The 18,341-nt window shown below is 68.4% G+C and carries 20 protein-coding genes; 10 read left to right on the top strand and 10 right to left on the bottom strand.

Going from position 1 to position 18,341, the window contains the following annotated elements; all coding sequences use genetic code 11:
• Positions 1 to 448 precede the first annotated feature (448 nt).
• Positions 449 to 1,837 (top strand): replicative DNA helicase, encoded by a 1,389-nt coding sequence (gene dnaB, locus M2428_RS06265; RefSeq protein WP_277524682.1) that lies wholly within the window; start codon positions 449 to 451, stop codon positions 1,835 to 1,837.
• 6 nt (positions 1,838 to 1,843) lie between these two features.
• Here dnaB and M2428_RS06260 read toward each other — a convergent pair whose 3' ends face one another.
• Entirely contained in the window at positions 1,844 to 2,818 is a 975-nt protein-coding gene (locus tag M2428_RS06260) for an acyl-CoA thioesterase (protein ID WP_277524680.1), read from the bottom strand.
• A gap of 157 nt (positions 2,819 to 2,975) precedes the next feature.
• Positions 2,976 to 3,410, bottom strand: a complete 435-nt coding sequence (locus M2428_RS06255) for a DoxX family protein (RefSeq protein ID WP_277524679.1) — start codon at positions 3,408 to 3,410, stop codon at positions 2,976 to 2,978.
• A gap of 149 nt (positions 3,411 to 3,559) precedes the next feature.
• On the opposite strand from M2428_RS06255, the gene M2428_RS06250 reads away from it, so the two are divergent.
• The 3 genes from M2428_RS06250 (at position 3,560) to M2428_RS06240 (ending at position 6,015) form a co-directional block, all read left to right on the top strand.
• Positions 3,560 to 4,915: an MATE family efflux transporter gene (locus tag M2428_RS06250; RefSeq protein WP_277524678.1), complete on the top strand. Its 1,356-nt coding sequence runs from the start codon at positions 3,560 to 3,562 to the stop codon at positions 4,913 to 4,915.
• 59 nt (positions 4,916 to 4,974) lie between these two features.
• A complete protein-coding gene (locus M2428_RS06245) occupies positions 4,975 to 5,568 on the top strand; it encodes a hypothetical protein (protein WP_277524677.1) in 594 nt (197 codons plus the stop codon).
• Between the two features lie 84 nt (positions 5,569 to 5,652).
• Positions 5,653 to 6,015: a hypothetical protein gene (locus M2428_RS06240; protein WP_277524676.1), complete on the top strand. Its 363-nt coding sequence runs from the start codon at positions 5,653 to 5,655 to the stop codon at positions 6,013 to 6,015.
• Between the two features lie 100 nt (positions 6,016 to 6,115).
• Here M2428_RS06240 and M2428_RS06235 read toward each other — a convergent pair whose 3' ends face one another.
• The gene (locus M2428_RS06235; RefSeq protein ID WP_277524675.1) at positions 6,116 to 6,658 is read right to left on the bottom strand and encodes a CGNR zinc finger domain-containing protein; all 543 of its coding nucleotides are present in this window, start codon (positions 6,656 to 6,658) and stop codon (positions 6,116 to 6,118) included.
• Positions 6,659 to 6,873: 215 nt separating this feature from the next.
• On the opposite strand from M2428_RS06235, the gene M2428_RS06230 reads away from it, so the two are divergent.
• Entirely contained in the window at positions 6,874 to 7,827 is a 954-nt protein-coding gene (locus tag M2428_RS06230; RefSeq protein ID WP_277525515.1) for an EamA family transporter, read from the top strand.
• Positions 7,828 to 7,922: 95 nt separating this feature from the next.
• The gene (locus M2428_RS06225; protein WP_277524674.1) at positions 7,923 to 8,195 is read left to right on the top strand and encodes a DUF2277 domain-containing protein; all 273 of its coding nucleotides are present in this window, start codon (positions 7,923 to 7,925) and stop codon (positions 8,193 to 8,195) included.
• Positions 8,196 to 8,225: 30 nt separating this feature from the next.
• On the opposite strand, the gene M2428_RS06220 is transcribed toward M2428_RS06225, so the two are convergent.
• The 4 genes from M2428_RS06220 to M2428_RS06205 all read right to left on the bottom strand — a co-directional run bounded on the left by M2428_RS06220 (position 8,226) and on the right by M2428_RS06205 (position 11,977).
• Positions 8,226 to 10,517, bottom strand: a complete 2,292-nt coding sequence (locus M2428_RS06220) for a heavy metal translocating P-type ATPase (protein WP_277524672.1) — start codon at positions 10,515 to 10,517, stop codon at positions 8,226 to 8,228.
• An 87-nt stretch (positions 10,518 to 10,604) separates the two neighbouring features.
• Positions 10,605 to 10,835 (bottom strand): cation transporter, encoded by a 231-nt coding sequence (locus tag M2428_RS06215; RefSeq protein WP_277524670.1) that lies wholly within the window; start codon positions 10,833 to 10,835, stop codon positions 10,605 to 10,607.
• A 67-nt stretch (positions 10,836 to 10,902) separates the two neighbouring features.
• Positions 10,903 to 11,265 (bottom strand): metal-sensitive transcriptional regulator, encoded by a 363-nt coding sequence (locus M2428_RS06210; RefSeq protein ID WP_277524669.1) that lies wholly within the window; start codon positions 11,263 to 11,265, stop codon positions 10,903 to 10,905.
• A 214-nt stretch (positions 11,266 to 11,479) separates the two neighbouring features.
• Positions 11,480 to 11,977, bottom strand: coding sequence for a universal stress protein (locus tag M2428_RS06205; RefSeq protein ID WP_277524668.1), 498 nt, complete (start codon positions 11,975 to 11,977; stop codon positions 11,480 to 11,482).
• 151 nt (positions 11,978 to 12,128) lie between these two features.
• Between M2428_RS06205 and M2428_RS06200 the strand changes: the two genes are divergently transcribed.
• From M2428_RS06200 to M2428_RS06190, 3 genes are all read left to right on the top strand, one after another.
• Positions 12,129 to 12,341 carry a hypothetical protein gene (locus M2428_RS06200; RefSeq protein WP_277524666.1) on the top strand — a complete coding sequence of 71 codons (213 nt, stop codon included), beginning with the start codon at positions 12,129 to 12,131 and terminating at the stop codon, positions 12,339 to 12,341.
• A 79-nt stretch (positions 12,342 to 12,420) separates the two neighbouring features.
• Positions 12,421 to 13,545, top strand: a complete 1,125-nt coding sequence (locus M2428_RS06195; RefSeq protein WP_277524664.1) for a sialidase family protein — start codon at positions 12,421 to 12,423, stop codon at positions 13,543 to 13,545.
• 16 nt (positions 13,546 to 13,561) lie between these two features.
• Entirely contained in the window at positions 13,562 to 13,888 is a 327-nt protein-coding gene (locus M2428_RS06190; RefSeq protein ID WP_277524663.1) for a MoaD/ThiS family protein, read from the top strand.
• Positions 13,889 to 13,892: 4 nt separating this feature from the next.
• Here M2428_RS06190 and M2428_RS06185 read toward each other — a convergent pair whose 3' ends face one another.
• The 3 genes from M2428_RS06185 to M2428_RS06175 all read right to left on the bottom strand — a co-directional run bounded on the left by M2428_RS06185 (position 13,893) and on the right by M2428_RS06175 (position 17,035).
• The gene (locus M2428_RS06185; RefSeq protein WP_277524662.1) at positions 13,893 to 14,129 is read right to left on the bottom strand and encodes a hypothetical protein; all 237 of its coding nucleotides are present in this window, start codon (positions 14,127 to 14,129) and stop codon (positions 13,893 to 13,895) included.
• A 165-nt stretch (positions 14,130 to 14,294) separates the two neighbouring features.
• Positions 14,295 to 16,043, bottom strand: coding sequence for an alpha-amylase family protein (locus M2428_RS06180; RefSeq protein WP_277524660.1), 1,749 nt, complete (start codon positions 16,041 to 16,043; stop codon positions 14,295 to 14,297).
• Positions 16,040 to 17,035 carry a TIGR03885 family FMN-dependent LLM class oxidoreductase gene (locus M2428_RS06175; protein ID WP_277524658.1) on the bottom strand — a complete coding sequence of 332 codons (996 nt, stop codon included), beginning with the start codon at positions 17,033 to 17,035 and terminating at the stop codon, positions 16,040 to 16,042. Before M2428_RS06175 ends, M2428_RS06180 begins: the two co-directional genes overlap by 4 nt.
• Before the next feature lie 135 nt (positions 17,036 to 17,170).
• Between M2428_RS06175 and M2428_RS06170 the strand changes: the two genes are divergently transcribed.
• Complete coding sequence (locus M2428_RS06170; RefSeq protein ID WP_277524656.1) at positions 17,171 to 18,256, top strand: ATP-dependent DNA ligase; 1,086 nt, start codon at positions 17,171 to 17,173, stop codon at positions 18,254 to 18,256.
• Positions 18,257 to 18,341: the final 85 nt, after the last annotated feature.

Below are 18,341 nucleotides of genomic sequence, written 5' to 3'. Positions count from 1 at the left end.
GATATCGGGCCTGGGAAGCGGAAAACCTGCGGTCGCCAGGTGGTGCCAACCAGGGCCCCGCCCCCGGATCCCGGTGGCATCCGGCCGCACCAACGCTGTGGATAACGGCGGCGGGCCGGACCGGCGCGGACTGTCGGAGCTCACTGATAAGAATTGGGCGACCGGCATGTGCCAGGTTTTGCCGCTGGGCAGCACAGTAGTTGGGCAGCATAGTAGTTGGGCTGCGCGGCCGTTGGGCACTGCGGCAGTTGGGCAGCACGGCCGTTGGGCACTGCGGCAGCCGGGCACCACAGCAGTTGAGCATCAAGGCACTGGGCACGCAGGCGTCGCGTACTAAGGCGCTGGGTACTAAAGGCGCTGGGTATCAAGGCGCAGCGCATTAAGGCACTGGGCACACGCGCCGCGGCGAACAGACATCCGCCACGGCACACAATGAAGGACGGCAGTTTTGTCAGTTACGCATCTGGACTCGGTCGAGGGTACGCGGGGAGGCGAGGGTAGCCGCAAGCCCCCGCAGGACATCCCCGCGGAGCAGTCAGTCCTGGGCGGCATGATGCTGTCCAAGGACGCCATCGCCGACGTCGTCGAGATCCTGCGTGGCCAGGACTTCTACCGCCCGGCGCACGAGACCATCTACGAGGCCATCATCGACCTCTACGGCCGGGGCGAACCCGCTGACGCCGTGACGGTCTCGGACGAACTGACCAAGCGCGGCGAGATCAACAGGATCGGCGGACCCGCCTACCTGCACGAACTCATCCAGACCGTCCCCACAGCCGCCAACGCCGGTTACTACGCCGAAATTGTCGGCGAACGCGCGGTCCTGCGCCGCCTGGTCAACGCCGGCACCAAGATTGTCCAGCTCGGCTACGGACAGGACGGCGAGGTCGAAGACCTCGTCAACCAGGCCCAGGCCGAGGTCTACGCCGTCGCCGAACGCCGGACCGCCGAGGACTATGTGGTCCTCAAGGACGTCATGGAATCCACCGTTGACGAGATCGAGGCGTCGGGCCACCGCGGCGAGGGAATGACCGGCGTGCCCACCGGCTTCTACGAGCTCGACGAACTGACCCACGGCCTGCACCCGGGCCAGATGATCGTCATCGCCGCCAGGCCCGCCGTCGGCAAGTCCACGTTCGCGCTGGACTTCGCCCGCTCGGCCGCCATCAAGAACAACCTCGCGACCGTTATGTTTTCCCTCGAAATGGGCCGCAACGAGATCGCCATGCGCCTGCTGTCCGCCGAGGCCACCATCGGTCTTCAGGACCTCCGCAAGGGCACCATCAAAGACGAGCAGTGGTCCAAGATCGCCACCACGATGGGTCGCATGAACGATGCCCCGCTGTTCATCGATGACAGCCCCAACATGTCGCTGATGGAAATCCGGGCCAAATGCCGGCGCCTGAAGCAGCAGCATGACCTCAAGCTGGTGATCCTGGACTACCTGCAGCTCATGAGCTCGGGTAAAAAGGTGGAATCCCGCCAGCAGGAAGTCTCCGAGTTCTCCCGCGCCCTGAAGCTCCTGGCCAAGGAACTCCAGGTGCCCGTGATCGCGCTGTCGCAGCTGAACCGTGGCTCCGAGCAGCGCCAGGACAAGCGCCCCATGGTCTCTGACCTGCGCGAGTCCGGCTCCATCGAGCAGGACGCCGACATGGTGATCCTGCTGCACCGCGAAGACGTCTATGACAAGGAGTCCCCGCGCGCAGGCGAAGCGGACATCCTGATCGCCAAGCACCGTAACGGCCCCACAAAGGACATTGTGGTGGCCTTCCAGGGCCACTACTCGCGGTTTGCCAACATGGCGGCCGACGCCGGCGGTGGTGGCGGCGGCTTCTAGCCGGCCCTAGCCCTCGCCCGCCCCGAGCAGGTGGTTGGGCAGCCGGTTCCCCGGTGCCCGGCCGCGGATTTCCAGCAGTTCGCGGGCGTGGGCGTGGAGCCGGACGTCTTCTTCGGACACCGGCAGCCACTGCGGAATCGGGACCGAGGTGCCGGTCTCGTCGCGGGCGACCATGACCGTCAGGCAGTACGTGGTGAGGTTCAGCTCGCGCCCCTTCGGATCCCCGGACCGGACATGGACGGCGATGTGCATGCCCTTGGTCCCGGTGTAGACCAGCCGGGCCTCCACCTCCACAACGTGGCCGATCAGCAGCGGCCGGTAGAACCGCACGCCGCCGGAGAACACAGCCACGGTGTCCTTCCCGCAGTAGCGGGAGGCGCAGACGTAGGCCGCCTCGTCGATCCACTTCATGACGATGCCGCCGTGGACCTTGCCGCCCCAGTTCACGTCCGTGGGCGCCGCCATGAACCGCAGCACCACACGCTCTGCCGTGCCGGCGTCGGTATATTCCTGTCCGCTCATGGCCTGGACGATGTCCTCGCGGACCTTGATCCGGGCCAGCGCGTTGTCCCGCTGTTCGATTTCTTCCGGTGTCACCGGTTCAAACTGCGGCACCGGGATGGGCTTGCCGTCTGCGCCCACGGCCACGAAGATCACGATGCACTGGCTGCGCATGGTGGCCGGTCCGCCCTTGGGGTCGCCTGAGGACACCACGGTGCGGATATGCATCGAGGACCGCCCGGTGTACACGATCGTGGCCTCGACCTCCACCATGTCGCCGCTGTTGACCGGGTCCGCGAAGTGGATGTTCCCCACGTAGGCCGTCACACAGTAGGACTTTGCCCAGCCGACGGCGGCGGCATAGGCCGCCTTGTCCACCCACTCGAGCACGGTGCCGGCGTCGACCGAGCCGCTGTGGCCGACATCGGTGGGGGCCGCCAGGAAGCGCAGGGTCACGGAATTGGGCGCGTTCTCGCTCATGCTGCGAGTTTACTGAAAGGCCCGGCAGGCGCCGCGCGCCGGCGACACATTCGCTGTCCGGGACGCCATAACCCGGAGACGCGCGACCGCGGGCGGCCACCAGGAGGTGACCGCCCGCCGTCGCGCGCTATGGGCTTAGAGCTATGCCGTGAATGCCTTAGGCCAGGATGCTGAGCTTCGAGTTGGCGCGGCCGAACAGCACCTTGTCCACCGAGACTTTGCCCGCGCCGACCAGGGCCACGGCCAGGGCGGCGGCAGCAAGGATCAGGACGAGTTCGTAACCGCCGGTAGCGGCAAACACTCCAGCGGAGGCGTGGACCAGGAACAGGGCACCGAGCATGTCCACGGCGAGGAGGGCGGCGAACACGCGCGTCAGGACGCCAAGGATCAGGGCGATACCGCCGACCAGTTCCAGGGTCGCGATCACCGGGGCAGCAACTTGCGCCGCCGGGACGCCCATCTGGGTGAAGGCGGCCTGGGTGCCGGGGATGGTGAACTCGGAGAACTTCTGCCAGCCGTGGGCGGCAAACAGGAAGCCCGCGATGACGCGCAGGACGGTTCGGGCGGAGGTGGTCAGGGCGGGCTGGTTCATGGGAAATACCGTTTCGTAAATAGGAGGCGTCGCGGCTGGTTGCCGCCGCGGCTTCGGTTGCGTTCCAGATCAAGTCTTCCCGATTTTTACTTGAAATGTCAACTAAAAGACGCGCGGTGTCGATTCGTGGGCCCGGCTAGGGTTAAGCCGTGCATCCTTCCCCGCCGCTGTCCACGACCCTGCCGCCGTCTACAGGGCACCGCCGGGAGATCCTGCGCCTGGCCGTGCCGGCCTTCGGCGCGTTGATCGCCGAGCCGCTGTTCCTGCTCGCGGATTCGGCCATTGTGGGCCATCTTGGCGTGGCCGAGCTCGCCGGCGTGGGGCTGGCATCGGCGGTACTTCACACGGCGGTCGGACTCATGGTGTTCCTCGCCTACTCCACGACGCCCGCCGTGGCGCGGGCCATCGGCAACGGCCAGCTGGCGAAAGCCCTCGCCGCCGGACGCGACGGCGTCTGGCTGGCGCTCCTGCTGGGACTCGTCCTGGCGGCCGCCGGGTTCCTGGCGGCCGGGCCGCTTCTGGAACTGATGGGCGCCCGCGGTGAGGTGCACGGGTTTGCCGTGGACTACCTGCGCGGGTCCATGCCCGGCCTCGTGGCGATGCTGCTCATCTTCGCGGGCACCGGGGTGTTGCGCGGACTCCAGGACACGCGGACCCCGCTGATCGTCGCCGCCGCGGGTTTCACGCTGAACATCGCGCTGAACCTGGTCCTGGTCTACGGGCTGGGCTGGTCCGTGACGGGCTCGGCCGTGGGCACGAGCATCGCGCAGTGGGCCATGGCGGCCGTGTATGTGCTGATCGTCCGGCGCAACGCCCGCAACAACGGGGTTCCCCTGCGGCCGGACTGGCGCGGCATCCGGGCACTGACCAGGGTGGGCTCCTGGCTGATGCTGCGCACGCTCAGCCTTCGCATCGCAATTCTCGCCACGGTGGTGGTGGCCACCGCCCAAGGTCCCGTCAACCTCGCCGCACACCAGCTGGCCATGACCATCTTCACGTTCTTCGCCTTCGCGCTGGACGCCCTTGCGATCGCGGCCCAGGCCCTGATCGGCAAGGAACTCGGCGCGGCCCGGCCGGTGGCGGCACGCGCGCTGACGCGCACCATGACGCGGTGGGGGCTCGGCTTCGGCGTCCTGGCCGGGATCGTCCTGGCTGCGGCGGCGCCGTGGGCAGGCGCCCTCTTCACGTCCGACGCCGAAGTCCGGGGGGCGCTGACGCTCGCCCTTTGGGTGCTCGCCGCCGGGCAGCCGCTGGCCGGTTACGTCTTCGTCCTCGACGGCGTCCTGATCGGCGCGGGCGACGCCCGCTACCTGGCGATCGCCGGCGTCGTCAATCTCGCGGCCTACCTGCCGCTGCTGCTGGCCGTGGGGTATTCGGGCACCAACGGCGGCGCGGGACTGCTCTGGCTGTGGGCCGCCTTCTCCCTGGGCTACATGGCGGCGCGTGCGCTGACGCTGGGCCTCCGGGCCCAGACGGAGAAGTGGATGGTCCTCGGCGCGCGCTAGGTGCGTTGAGCCGGAATGGCCGGGCGCGCGCAGTGGCGGCTTCGCACTAAACTGGACGGGTGACTCTTCCCGCAGCGCCTGACGCGACCCCTGCCATCCGCGCCGCGGCCGACCTCTGGAAGCCCGTGCTGGTCAGGGCGGCCGTTGCGCTCGTGTTTGGTGCGGTAACCGTGTTCTGGGCCGCGCCGTCCGAGGCCGGCATGGGCTGGGCCGGCGGCCTCTACCTGCTGGCCACCGGTGTGGTGATGCTCTGGACCGTGCCCAAGACCGGATTCCGCCCCCGGGAAGGCGCCGGCAAGATCCTCTCCGCCGGCGGAGCAGCCCTGGCCGGGGCCGGTGCGGCCGTGGCACTGATCCCCGCCCCACTCGTCTTTGGAACGATCGCGGCCTTGGGCCTGGGCGTTGCCGGCGCCGCAGAGCTCTTCGCGGGCATTTCCGCCCGCGGCCGGTCCGTGCTGGCCCGTGACTGGATCGCCTCCGGCGTGATCGGGCTGGGCACTGCAATCGCGCTGCCGTTCTTCATCGGCCTCGGCCCGCACGCACTCCTCGGCGTTGCGGGCGGCGGGGCCATCATCAGCGGCGTCCTGTGGATGCTGTCCGGCCTGACCCTGCGGCATGATGCTCCGGGCGATTCCGCGGAGGCCGTAAACTAGTACGGACAGGTTCTACCCGGCGTAGAACAATTGCGGTAACAAGACAGCCACGCTTCCCCGCGCGGGCTGCAGGAGGAAAGCACCTTGGCACAGCAGAAACCCGGAGCGTCCCGCAGCCTGCGGACATCGGTCAAGGGACCGCTCATGTTCTCCGCGTTCTGGGCCGTGGTGGTGTTCTTCGGCGTCCTGATCTTCGCCTCGGGCGGCAGCGCCCGCTCACCCCGGTTCGACCTCGCGCTCATCGGCGCCGGGATCGCCTTCATTGTGATTCTGGTGGTGGCCGCCATGCTCGCAATGAGCCACAAGGACAACCCCGAGGACCTGGGCAAGGGCTCCGGCGTCAACCTCAGTTCCAAGCGCCCGTCCTCCGGCCACGGCGGCCCTTCGGCGCAGCGCCGCCCCGAGGCCGGCTCCGGCGATTCCCGTGACGGCGGCCCGCAGGCCTGACGGCCCAGCCCTAACACCACGGGCCTGACAAATTACGCCTAACACCGCAGGCCTAGCGGCGGAGTCTCAGCAGCGAAGGCCGCAGCCCGGGCCGTCGCCGTCAGGACGCGGCTTTCCGGGCCCGGTATGCGGCCACGTGTGCGCGGTTGGCGCAGTTGCCCGTGTCGCAGTAGCGCTTCGAGCGGTTGCGGCTCAGATCCAGCACGACGGCGTCGCAGTCGTCCGCGGCGCACACCAGCAGGCGGTCCATTTCCTTGCTGCGGATCACGTCAACGATCGCCATGGCCGCCTCTGTGCTCATCCGGTCGGCCAGCGGCGCCTCAGGGGTGGTGGCGTGCAGGTGCCAGTCCCACGGATCATGCTTGACCAGCTGAGGCAGTGCCCGGGCCTCCCGGAGCAGCCGGTTCACGGTCTCCGCGGCAGTGGCCTCCTCCGCCAGCCAGAGCTCGGCGAGCTCACTGCGCAGGCGCCGCACGCTGGCCAGCTCGGCCTCGTCCCGGGTGCGGGAGCCGGTGAAGCCCTCGGCCCCCAGGAAGTCATCCAGATCCTTGGCGGTGGCCAAGTGTTCCTCACCGTTGGCCGCGGTGTTGATGAGGTTGACCACAGAACGCAGGGCAACTTCCGTGTCAGGGGCAAAAACCATCTTGACTCCTTACCTCGTTCGGGCGTAATGTCATGACCATAACCCTACTTTACTCCTGACAGGAGATTGCCGTGTCTGCCCCCCAACGCCCCGTCGCCGCCCCGGTCCGAGACCTCGCCGCCCTGCGGCCTGCCTCCGAACCGGCCAGCGCCAAGCAGGGCGCGGGGCCGGGTGCCGGGCAGGGGGCCAAGCGGACCGGCGCGGCGTCCGGCTTCATGGCCTCGGGCCTGGGGGTCGCCCTGTTTTCGTCCGCGGTGTTCGGGCTCTCCGGATCATTCGCCAAAGCGCTCCTTGAGACGGGCTGGACACCCGGCGCGGCCGTCACGGCCCGGCTCACGGGCGCGGCCCTGATTCTGGCCATCCCGGCCATTGCCGCCCTGCGCGGGCGCTGGCACCAGCTCCGGGACAACTGGCTGACCGTCATGCTGTTCGGATTCATCGGGGTCGCCGCCTGCCAGCTGTTCTATTTCAACGCCGTGTCCCGGCTCTCGGTCGGCGTCGCCCTGCTGCTGGAGTACCTCGCGCCGGTCCTTATCGTGCTCTGGCTCTGGGCCGCCAGCCGGAAACGGCCCCGGCCGCTGACCATTGCCGGCACGCTCCTGTCCCTCGGCGGGCTGGTCCTGGTCCTGGACCTCACGGGAGCGGTTAAGGTCGACCTCATCGGCGTGCTGTGGGGGATCGCGGCCGCCGTCTGCCTCGCCATCTACTTCTTCATCACTGCCAAAGAAAACGACACCCTCCCGCCCATCGTCCTGGCCTCCGGCGGGCTCATGGTGGGCGCGATCGTCATGTGGCTGACCGCCGCTACCGGGCTGCTGCCCATGGCCTTCAGCACCGCCGACACCCGCCTGGGGCCTTGGGTCACCCCGTGGTGGGTGGCGCTGGGCGGCCTCGTGGTCTTGGCCACGGTAGTGGCGTACGTCTCCGGCATTGTCGCCGCGCGGGCGCTCGGCTCGAAAGTCGCCTCCTTTGTCTCGCTCACCGAGGTGCTGTTCGCCGTTATCTGGGCGTGGCTGCTGCTCGGCGAACTGCCCGGACCCATCCAGCTCCTGGGCGGGCTGCTGATCGTCGGGGGCGTGGTGCTGGTCCGGCTGGACGAGCTCCGGGCCCCGGCCGGCACAGGTGCGGCAGCGCTGGACCACGCGAACGACTGCGAGCCGGTGCCGTAAGCACCCGCCTTGGCCCGCGCAGGCCTGCCTGCCGGGTGCCAGCATTCTCGCCTCGGGCCCTCGTTCCCTGGCCCGAAGGCACCTAGCATGGAGATATGTGCCGAAACATCCGGACCCTCCACAATTTCGAGCCCCACGCCACCACCGCCGAGGTGGAGGCCGCGGCGCTGCAATACGTGCGCAAGATCAGTGGCAGCACCAAGCCGTCCAAGGCCAACGAAGAGGCCTTCATCCGGGCTGTGCACGAAATTGCCCACGCAACGCAGCACCTGCTCGACTCCCTGGTGACCCACGCCCCGGCCAAGGACCGCGGGGAGGAAGCCGCCAAGGCCAAAGCCCGGGCTGCCGTCCGCTATGGTGCGGCCTGAGCCAGGGGCGCCGCCCGGGCGAGGGCCGGCTTAGCTGCCGAAGCTGCGCAGCCGCAGCGAGTTGGCCACCACCAGCACCGAGCTGGCGGCCATCGCGGCGCCGGCGATCATCGGGTTGAGCAGGCCCAGGGCTGCCACTGGGATGCCCACGGCGTTGTAGAAGAACGCCCAGAAAAGGTTCGTCCTGATGGTGCCGAGCGTCCGGCGGGAAAGCTCGATCGCCTGCGCCACCTGCCCGAGGTCGTTGCCCATCACCGTCAGATCCGCGGCCTCGATTGCGACGTCGGTGCCGGAGCCCATCGCGATGCCCAGGTCCGCCTGCGCCAGCGCCGCGGCGTCGTTGACCCCGTCCCCGGCCATCGCCACAGTGGCGCCCGCCGCTTGCAGCTTCCGCACGGCCTCGACCTTGCCCTCCGGCAGCACCCCCGCGAAGACGTCGTCCGGACTGATCCCGACGGCGGCCGCCACCTGCGCGGCCACGGCGGCATTGTCACCGGTCAGCAGGATCGGCCGGAGCCCGAGTTCCCGGAGCCGGGTGACCGCGGCTGCGGAGCCGGGCTTGACGGTGTCCCGCAGGCGGATGATGCCGGCGGCTTCGCCGTCAACGGCCACCCAGATGGCCGTGGCGCCCGAGTCCTCGGCAGCGGCCAGCGCTTCCCGCTGGGCGGGGGCCGTGGCAATGCCGAGCTCCAGCAGCCAGCCGGTGCGCCCCGCGGTTACCAGCCGGCCGTCCACGGTGCCCTGGACGCCGCCGCCGGGCGCGGAACGGAAGCCGGCGACGGTGGGGTGGGCGGCGCCGTCGTTGTTCAAGCGCTCTGCGGCGAACGCCGCAGTGGCGATGGCCCGGGCGATCGGGTGCTCGGAGGCGTTTTCCACGGCCCCCGCGAGGCGCAGGACCTCGGCTTCGCTGTGCGGTCCAAAGCTCTGGATGCCGTCCACGGCAAGCCGGCCGGTGGTGACGGTCCCGGTCTTGTCCAGCAGGATCGTGTCCACCGTCCGGGTGTCCTCGAGGACCTGAGGCCCCTTGATCAGGATGCCGAGCTGGGCGCCGCGGCCGGTTCCGGTGAGCAGCCCCACCGGCGTGGCCAGCCCCAGGGCGCAGGGGCAGGCGATGACCAGCACGGCGACGGCGGCGGTGAAGGCTGCCCGGACGTCGTCGGGGCCCGCGGCCGGTCCGGCCGCCATCAGCCAGGCCCCGAAGGTGAGGGCGGCGATGGCCAGGACGACCGGTACGAAGGTGGCGCTGATGCGGTCTGCGAGCCGGGCGATGGGTGCTTTCCCGGTCTGCGCGGCGGAGACGAGGCGGCCCATCTGGGCCAGGGTGGTTTCGGATCCGACCCGGGTGGCGCGGACCAGGAGCCGGCCGGAGGTGTTGATGGTGGCCCCGGTGACCTGGCTGTCCGGGCCAACTTCCACCGGCACGGATTCGCCGGTCACGAGGGAGGCATCCACGGCCGAGGCGCCGTCGAGGACCACGCCGTCGGTGGCGATCTTCTCGCCGGGGCGGACCACCATCACGTCTCCGACGGCCAGCTGGTCGGCCGGGATCTTGTGCTCGGTGCCGCCGCGCAGGACGGTTGCGTCTTTTGCGCCCAGGTCCAGCAGGGCCCTGAGGGCGTCGCCTGCCTTCCGTTTGGCATTGGCCTCGAGGTAGCGGCCTAGCAGCAGGAACGTGGTGACCACGGATGCGACCTCGAAATACAGGCCGCCGGGGCCCATGCCCTCCGCTGCCGGGTGTGCGGTCATGCGCGGGTCGGCAAGGAGTTGGCCGGCCGAGAACGCGTAGGCAGCAATGACGCCGATTGATACCAGGGTGTCCATGGTCGAGGCCAGGTGCCGGGCGTTGGCGGCCGCGACGCGGTGAAACGGCCACGCCGCCCACGTGACCACCGGCAGGGCCAGGACGGCGGCCGCCCAGCCCCAGTTCGGGAACTGCAGCGCCGGGATCATCGAGATCGCGAGCACCGGGACGGTGAGTGCGGCTGCCACGACGAGCCGCGGGCGGAGCGAGGGTGCGGCTGGGCCGGTCGGGCCCTTGGCCGGATGGCCAGCGGGTTCAGCCGGGGTGCCCGGGTACCGGGGGGCCCGGACCGTGGCCTTGTACCCAGCGGCCGCGACCGTGGCGGTGATTTGGTCGTCGGTAATGTCCGCCGGGACGCTGACTCGGGCCGATTCGAGGGGCAGGTTGACGCTGGCTTCGACGCCGTCGAGCTTTCCGAGCTTGCGCTCGACCCGGTTGACGCAGGAGGCGCAGGTCATGCCCTCGATATCGAGGTCAATGACCCGGCTTCCGGCCCGGTCCAACAACTGCTCGCTGCTCACTGTGTCTTTCCCTGTCGATTCGTTTTGTGCCGTCCGACGGCGGCCCCGCTCGCCGGCGGGTGTGCCGCCGGCCGGCGCGAACGTCACTCAGGCTTCGCTGGCGACCACGAGGTAGCCGGCCTCGGCGACTGCCTCGCCGATCTCGGAGGAGGAGAGTGTTTCGCTGGACGTGATCGTGACGGCGGAGATGCCGCCGGCCTTGAGGTCGACGTCGACCTTTTCGACGCCGGAGAGCGCCTCAAGTTCTTCACTGACGGAGGACACGCAATGGCCGCAGGTCATGCCGGATACGTTGACGGTGGTGGAAACGGTGGCCATGGCGTGCTCCTTGTCGCTGGGCAGGTGATGGTTCCCCGGCCCGGTGGTGTGGTGGGTGGTGCAGGTCCTAGCGCAGGAGGCGTCCGATGGCATCGGTGGCTTCCTTGACTTTGAAATCGATGGCCTCGGCCCGAAGCTCGGGATCCGGCTCGGCGGCGGCGCCGACTACGCAGTGGCCGATGTGCTCTTCGACGAGGCCCAGGCTCACGGCATGCAGGGCCTTGGTGACGGCGGCGACCTGGGTGAGGATGTCGATGCAGTACTTGTCCTCGTCAACCATCCGGGCGATGCCGCGGACCTGCCCTTCGATCCGCTTGAGCCGGCGGAGGTAGGCATCCTTGTTGGCCGTGTAGCCGTGCTGCTCGTGGGGTGATAGGTCGAGGGGTGACGGGTCCAGGCGCGCCGTGACGGGGACTTCTGACTCGCTCATACCCCCAACATATACCCCCTAGGGGTATCTTTCAACCCTCCGTGCGGGCCGGTGCTGTAACTGGGACGTTGCGCAAATTAAAGAGCTCCGGAGTGCGTTATTGGGGGATACGCACTCCGGAGCAACTTTGGGGTAGGCGGTTCTTCCGGCCTACACATCGAGCTTACTCGGCGGACGTGGGATAACACCAGAACCCCGAATAAGTACTTTCGCTTTATTTTCTACCTTCCGGAGCGGGCGCCGGCACAATCAGGATCGGACGGTCCTGATGGTGGCTCAACCACGCCGCCACAGAGCCGTTGAGCGCCGCGGAAATGCGGTGGCCGATGCCGCGCTCGGGGGTTCCCACCACGATCATGCACGCGTTGGCGTCCGCGGCCAGCCTGCCGATAGCCCGGGCGGGGTCTCCGGCAAGGGTGCGCAGCGTCCAGTCGATCCCCAGGCTGGCGCAGCGTGCCTCAATGCCGGAACGCAACTCCTGGGTGGTCTCCCTGGTCCGGGCGTCGTCCGCGTCCGGGTGCAGCGACAGGCGGTGCGCGGACCGCGCCGGATCCCACTCCACGAGGTAGCTTGCCTCGTCCACGTAGGCGCAGATCATTGGCGCGGCGAGGCTCTTCGCAAGGGATGCCGCCATCTGCAGCACTTCGGGATGCTGCCCCGGAATCACGCCCACCACGAGGGGCGCCGTGCTGTTGGCGGGGTTGTCAGACATACTTAATTCTGGCTCCGGTGTGCTGCCCTGAACAGGGGCTTACTTCCCGTTCCCGCAGCTCGGGACGGTGCTGACGCTGTTTGCCGCGTAGTCCCTTGAACAGCCCGGGGACGGGGCCTACGGTTGAAGAACACAGGAGGAGGTGGCCGCCGTGGAGATTTACATGTGGTGGTTGGATCTGGATTTGGCGAGCAAGGAATGGCTCCGGGAAAACCTCCGGACCGTCGAACTGCCCGAGGCCGTACAGCAGGGGATCGCCGCCGCAGGTGGCCCCCGTCCCGCTGAATCATCCGCCGGCGGCGCCGCGGTATTGACTTCTGCGGACTGGGACTTCATCGAGACTCAGTCGGAGTTCGTCGATTGATACGGATGCCACCGGCGCGGTAGCGCATACCTGCGGCGCGGGTAGAAAACCATTGCGGCCTTCCGGCGGGGATGGTTGCATGGGACGCATGGCTACTGCAGAGAGTTATGTCCTGGCGATCGGGACCAAGAAGGGCCTTTGGCTGGCGACCAGCCGGGACCGAAGGGACTGGTCCCTGTCCGGGCCGCATTTTCTGATGAGTGAGGTGCCCAGCATCGGCATCGATACCCGCGATGGCCGGACCCGGATCCTGGTAGGCGTCCGCTCCGAGCACTGGGGTCCCACGGTTTTCCACTCCGATGACCTGGGCGAAACCTGGAACGAACCCGAAAACGGTGCCATCACGTTCCCTGACGGCACCGACGCCGCCTTGGAACGGATCTGGCAGATCCACCCCGACGCCGACTCCCGCCCCGGCGTCGTGTGGGCGGGCTGCGAACCGATCTCCGTCTGGAAATCGACCGACGGTGGCGAGCACTTCGAGCTCAACCGCGGCCTGTGGGACCATCCGCACCGCAGCGAATGGGGCGCAGGCTATGGCGGCGCCGCGGCACACTCGATCGTCGTTGACCCCACGGGCGAGAAAGTCCACGTTGCCATGAGCACGGGAGGGGTCTACCGCTCGCTCGACGGCGGCACGTCCTGGGAGCCGCGCAACAAGGGGATTTCTGCTTACTTTATGCCGGACCCCAACCCGGAATTCGGCCAGTGTGTCCACAAGATCGCGGCCGACGCCGCCGTCGACGGCCGCCTCTACGCCCAAAACCACCACGGCGTGTACCGCAGCGACGACGACGCCGAATCGTGGGAGTCGATCGCCGAGGGTTTGCCGGCGGACTTCGGCTTTGTGATGCTGACGCATCCGCGCCGGGCCGGTACGGCCTGGGTGATCCCACTGAAGGCTGACGGTGAACGAATTCCGCCGGACGGGAAGTTGGCCGTGCACCGGACCGATAACGCCGGTGCCAGCTGGAAGCGGCTCGACGCCGGGCTCCCGGAAGCCGAGTACAACGCCGTGCTGCGCGATGCCGCCAGCGTCGACGGCGCGGAGCCAGCGGGCGTCTACTTCGGAACGCGGGGCGGCAGCGTCTACGCCAGCGTTGACGAAGGGGAACACTTCACCGAAGTGGCCTCGCACCTGCCGGACGTGCTGTGCGTGCGGGCAGCGGTGGTTTCCGCCGCCCTGCTTCCGGCGCAGCTGTGAAGGGATGAACAATCGCATGAACAGCGCCATGATCAGCGGCGAGTCCATGCCGGCGGATTCGGCGATCAGTGTGGTCCTGCCGAGCGTCCTTCAACCGCTGGCCGGCGGGCAGTCCATCCTGACTGCGCCCGCGGAGGCAGCGGTAACGGTGGAGTGGCTGCTGGATGCGGTGACCGGGGACTATCCGGCGTTGTCGCGGCGGTTGCGGGACGAGACCGGAGCTGTTCGCCGTTACGTGAATATATACGTCAACGGGAATGAGATCCGGCGGCTGCAGGGCCTGGTGACTGCCGTGGCACCAGGCCAGGAAGTCCTCATCATCCAGTCAGTGGCGGGAGGCTGACGCCTCAAGCGACCCGCCAGACGGAGCATTCGTCGGCATTAATGGCTTTGCGCATGCCGGTGTGGCGGTCCATGATCCAGACGACGCCGATTCCGGGGGCCGTTTCCTGGACGCTGCCGCGGCGGACCACGACGTCGTCGTAGTTCGGGCCCACCCGCAGGCGGGCCTCGATCTCGTCGCCGCGGTGCAGCTGGTCGAGGGCGCGGATACGGGTTACATGGGTTTTCGCTTCCTTCAACATGGCGGGGCCTCCTGGACTGGAGTTGGTGCCTGCTCTTGCCGGCAGTTCCAGTGTCCTGCGCCAATGTTGCGTCCGCGTTTCAGCACGGTAAGGGGCCGGTTAGTTTTCGACGGCGCCGCGGTTACCGGCCTCCTTCATGCCGTCCCCTTCATGCCGGCGGCCGCCTCAGGGGAGTTGGCGTTCCCCCGGGTGCTGGACCCGGAACCACCGGTACCCGTAGCGGTCCAGCGGGAGTTCGAAAGAGCCGTCGTCGGAGAGCGGGATGTCCTCGCGGCCGAGCAGGTCCCGGAGCACGGCCCCGGCGTACGAAGGCCCCGCAACGCCCGTTCCGTCCGGAGCCTCCGGCCCGCCTTCCTCGCCTTCCACGCTCTCCTCCGGCGATGCCGCCACCGCGGCCGTCACGGACGCCGGCTCGGCGCCGAAGTTGTGGGCGACAATCACCATGGAGCCGTCCCAGGTGCAGCGGTGCAGCAGCACTGCCGGTGAGGCCTGTTTGATGAGTTCGAACCTGCCCCAGCCGAGTTCGGGGCATTCCCGGTAGCGCTGGATCAGCGTCGCGACGAAGTTCCACAGCGAGTCCGGATCGCGTTTCGCGGCCGTGGCGTTGATGTGCGCCGGGCCGAAGGGTCCATCCACGGGCTGAGCGACGAGGTCCCCGGCCGGGGCGGTCGAGAAGCCGCCGTTCCCGGTGTCGTCCCACTGCATGGGGGAGCGGACGGCCGAGCGGCCCTTCGCCCGCAGATCCTCGCCCATCCCGATCTCTTCGCCGTAGAAAAGCACCGGGGTGCCCGGCAGCGAGAACATCAGGGAGTAGACCATGCGAATCCTGGCCGGGTCGCCGCCGAGCATGGTGGGCAGCCGCCGTCGCAGTCCCCGGCCGTACATCTGCATGTCGGGATCGGGGCCGAAGGCTGCGAAGACTTCCGCGCGTTCGTCATCGCTGAGTTTGTCCAGCGTGAGCTCATCGTGGTTCCGGACGAACATGGCCCATTGGTTGTCAGGGTTGATTTTCGGACGGCTGCTGAGCGTCCGGGCCAGCGGCCGGGCGTCCTGCCGGGCAAGCGACAGGTACATGTTCTGCATCGAGAGGAAATCAAACTGCATGTTCAGCTCGTTGCCGGCGGGGCCGCCGAAGTACTTCAGTTGCTCTTTGTACGGGAGGTTGACCTCGCCCAGCAGCACGGCACTGCCCTGGCGGCGGTTGAGGAAGCTGCGCAGGGCGCTCAGGTACTGGTGCGGGTCGATTTTCGCGGCTTCGTCCTTGGGCTCGCCGAGCAGCTCCAGGAAGAACGGCACCGCGTCCAGCCGGAAGCCGTCCAGGCCCAGTTGGAGCCAGAACCCCATCGACTTCGCGATCTCGTCCCGCACCTTGGAATTCATCACGTTCAGGTCCGGCTGGTGTTTGGCGAACATGTGCAGATACCACTCACCGGTGGCTTTGTCCTGGGTCCAGATGGACGTTTCCTCGCCCGGAAACACCACCTGGTCCGAGGTGTCCGGCGGCGTGTCCTTCCGCCAGACGTAGTAGTCGCGGTAGGGGTTGTCCACGGACTTGCGGGCCTGGACGAACCACGGGTGCCGGTCGGAGGTGTGGTTGATGACAAAGTCAGCGATCACCCGGATGCCGCGGTCGTTGGCGGTGCGGATGAACTCGACCAGGTCCCCCGGGCTCCCTAGCCGGGGGTCCACGCCGTACATGTCGGTGACATCGTAGCCGTCGTCGCGGTCCGGGGAGGGGTAGAAGGGCATGAGCCAGATGCAGGTGATTCCGAGCGCGGCAAGATAGTCCACGCGCTGGATCAGGCCGCCGAAGTCCCCGGTGCCGTCGCCGTCGCCGTCGAAGAATGTCTCCGGGTCCAGGCAGTAGATCACCGCGTTTTTCCACCAGAGGTCAGAGGTTTCGGCGATTCTCACAGCGCACCGTCCGTTCCGGTCAGCGTTGGTCCAGCGGGCCGGAGCTGGGGGAGGACGTGTTCGGCGAAGAAGTCGATATACGGCGCCTGCTCCTGGCCGACGAAGTGCAGGTACAGCTCATCGAATCCAAGGTCCAGGTAGGAGGCGAGCCACTGGGCGTGCTGACCGGGATCGGAGGAGATGTTGACGGCCGCCCGGACCTGATCCTCCTGGACACCGGCGCTGACGCCGTCGAAATGGGCCGCCGTGGGCAGGTCCCAGGGAATCGGCGGTGCAAAGACGTTGGTGCGCCACTGGTCCACGGCGATCGCGACGGCCTCGGCCTCTGTCGGCGCCCAGGACAGGTGGACCTGGAGGGCAGCGATCCCGCGGCCACCGGCGTCCCGGTAGGCCGCCAGCATGTCCTTCAGCTTTTCGGGCGGCTGGTTCACGGTGACCAGTCCGTCCGCCCAGGCCGCCGCCCGGCGCGCTGTTTGCACGCTCACGGCCGGGGCAATGAGCGGAGGCTTGGTCTCCGGAACGTCCCAGATCCGGGCTTGCTCCACTGTGACCAGCCCGTGGTGTGTGACAACGTCACCGGCGTGGAGCCGGCGGATGATGTCAACGCACTCTTCCAGCCGGCGCTGCCGCGTCTCCTTCGGCGGCCAGGCCCCGCCGGTGACGTGCTCGTTCATGTACTCGCCGCTGCCCGGGGCCATCCAGAAGCGGCCAGGGAACATGTCCGCCAGGGTGGCCGAGGCGTGCGCGATGATCGCCGGGTGGTAGCGCTGCCCGGGCGCCGTCACCACCCCGAAGCGCAGGCCGGTGGTGGCCAGCGCGGCCCCGAGCCAGGACCAGGCGAACCCGGAGTGGCCCTGCCGGGCGGACCACGGCTCAATATGGTCCGAGCACATGGCGGCATCGAAGCCGGCCTGCTCGGCCAACTGCACGTCCTTGAGGAGGCGGCCGGGGCTGATCTGTTCATGCGAGGCGTGGAACCCGATGGTAACCATCACCCATGTCTACCGTGGGGGCGGGGCCGTGTCGAGGGACCCCTCGTTGAGGAGACCCCTGTTGAGGAAACCCTCGTCGAGGAACCACTGCGTGGGGGCTGGCGGTGCCCGGTCAGCGGCGCAAGAATGGGCGCTATGCGACTGCCGTTGATGCCTCCCATTGCGCCCATGCTGGCCAAATCCCTCCCCGCCCTGCCAGTGCCGGACACCGGAAAGGGCTGGCTCTTTGAACCGAAGTGGGACGGATTCCGCTCCATCATCTTCCGCGACGGCGACGAGGTGGAGATCGGCAGCCGGAACGGCAAGCCGATGACGCGCTACTTCCCCGAGCTCGTCGAGGCGCTGAAGACCGAGCTGCCGGAACGCTGCGTGGTGGACGGCGAGATCATCCTGGTGGCGGCCTCCGGGGACCGGCTCGACTTCGATGCGCTCCAGCAGCGCATCCATCCGGCCGCCAGCCGGGTGAAGCTGCTCGCCGAACAGACCCCGGCGCGCTTCGTGGCGTTCGACCTGCTGGCCCTGGGCGACGAGGACCTCACCGGCCAACCCTTCGCCGAGCGCCGGCGGGAGCTCGAACGCGCACTCGCAGCCAGTGCGGCTCCGGTCCACCTGACCGCCGCGACCTCCGACCGGGACACCGCGCAGCGCTGGTTCCGGCAGTTCGAAGGCGCCGGACTGGACGGCATCGTGGCCAAGACGCTGGAGGGCACCTACCAGCCGGACAAGCGCGCGATGGTCAAGGTCAAGCACGAACGGACGGCGGACTGTGTGCTTGCCGGATACCGCGTGCACACCTCCGGTCCGGACCGGATCGGCTCGCTGCTCCTGGGACTCTACGACGACGCCGGGGTGCTGGCGAATGTCGGCGTGGTGGGCGCCTTCCCGATGGCACGGCGCACGGAGCTGTTTGCCGAGCTGCAGGAGCTGGTCACCGGTTTCGAGGACCACCCCTGGGCCTGGGCCCGGCAGGAGGAGGGGGCGCGGACGCCGCGGAAGGCCGAGGGAAGCCGGTGGAGCGGCGGCAAGGACCTGTCCTTCACCCCGCTGCGGCCCGAGCGCGTGGTGGAAGTGAAGTACGACCACATGGAGGGCGCACGGTTCCGCCACACCACCCAGTTCGTGCGCTGGCGTCCGGACCGGGATCCGCGCTCCTGCACCTATGACCAGCTGGAGGAGCCGGTGAAGTTCGATCTCGCCGCGGTGCTCGGCGCCACGCCTTAGCGCCCCAACAAAGGCGGCGCGTAAACGTCTTAACGCCTTAACGACGACGGCGGCCCGCCCCAGAAGGGACGTGCCGCCGTCCTGC

It is taken from the genome of Arthrobacter sp. ES3-54 (assembly GCF_029504395.1).
Lineage (GTDB): Bacteria > Actinomycetota > Actinomycetes > Actinomycetales > Micrococcaceae > Arthrobacter.
Note: the sequence above shows the minus strand (reverse complement) of the source record. Positions and strands in the feature narration are given on the sequence as shown.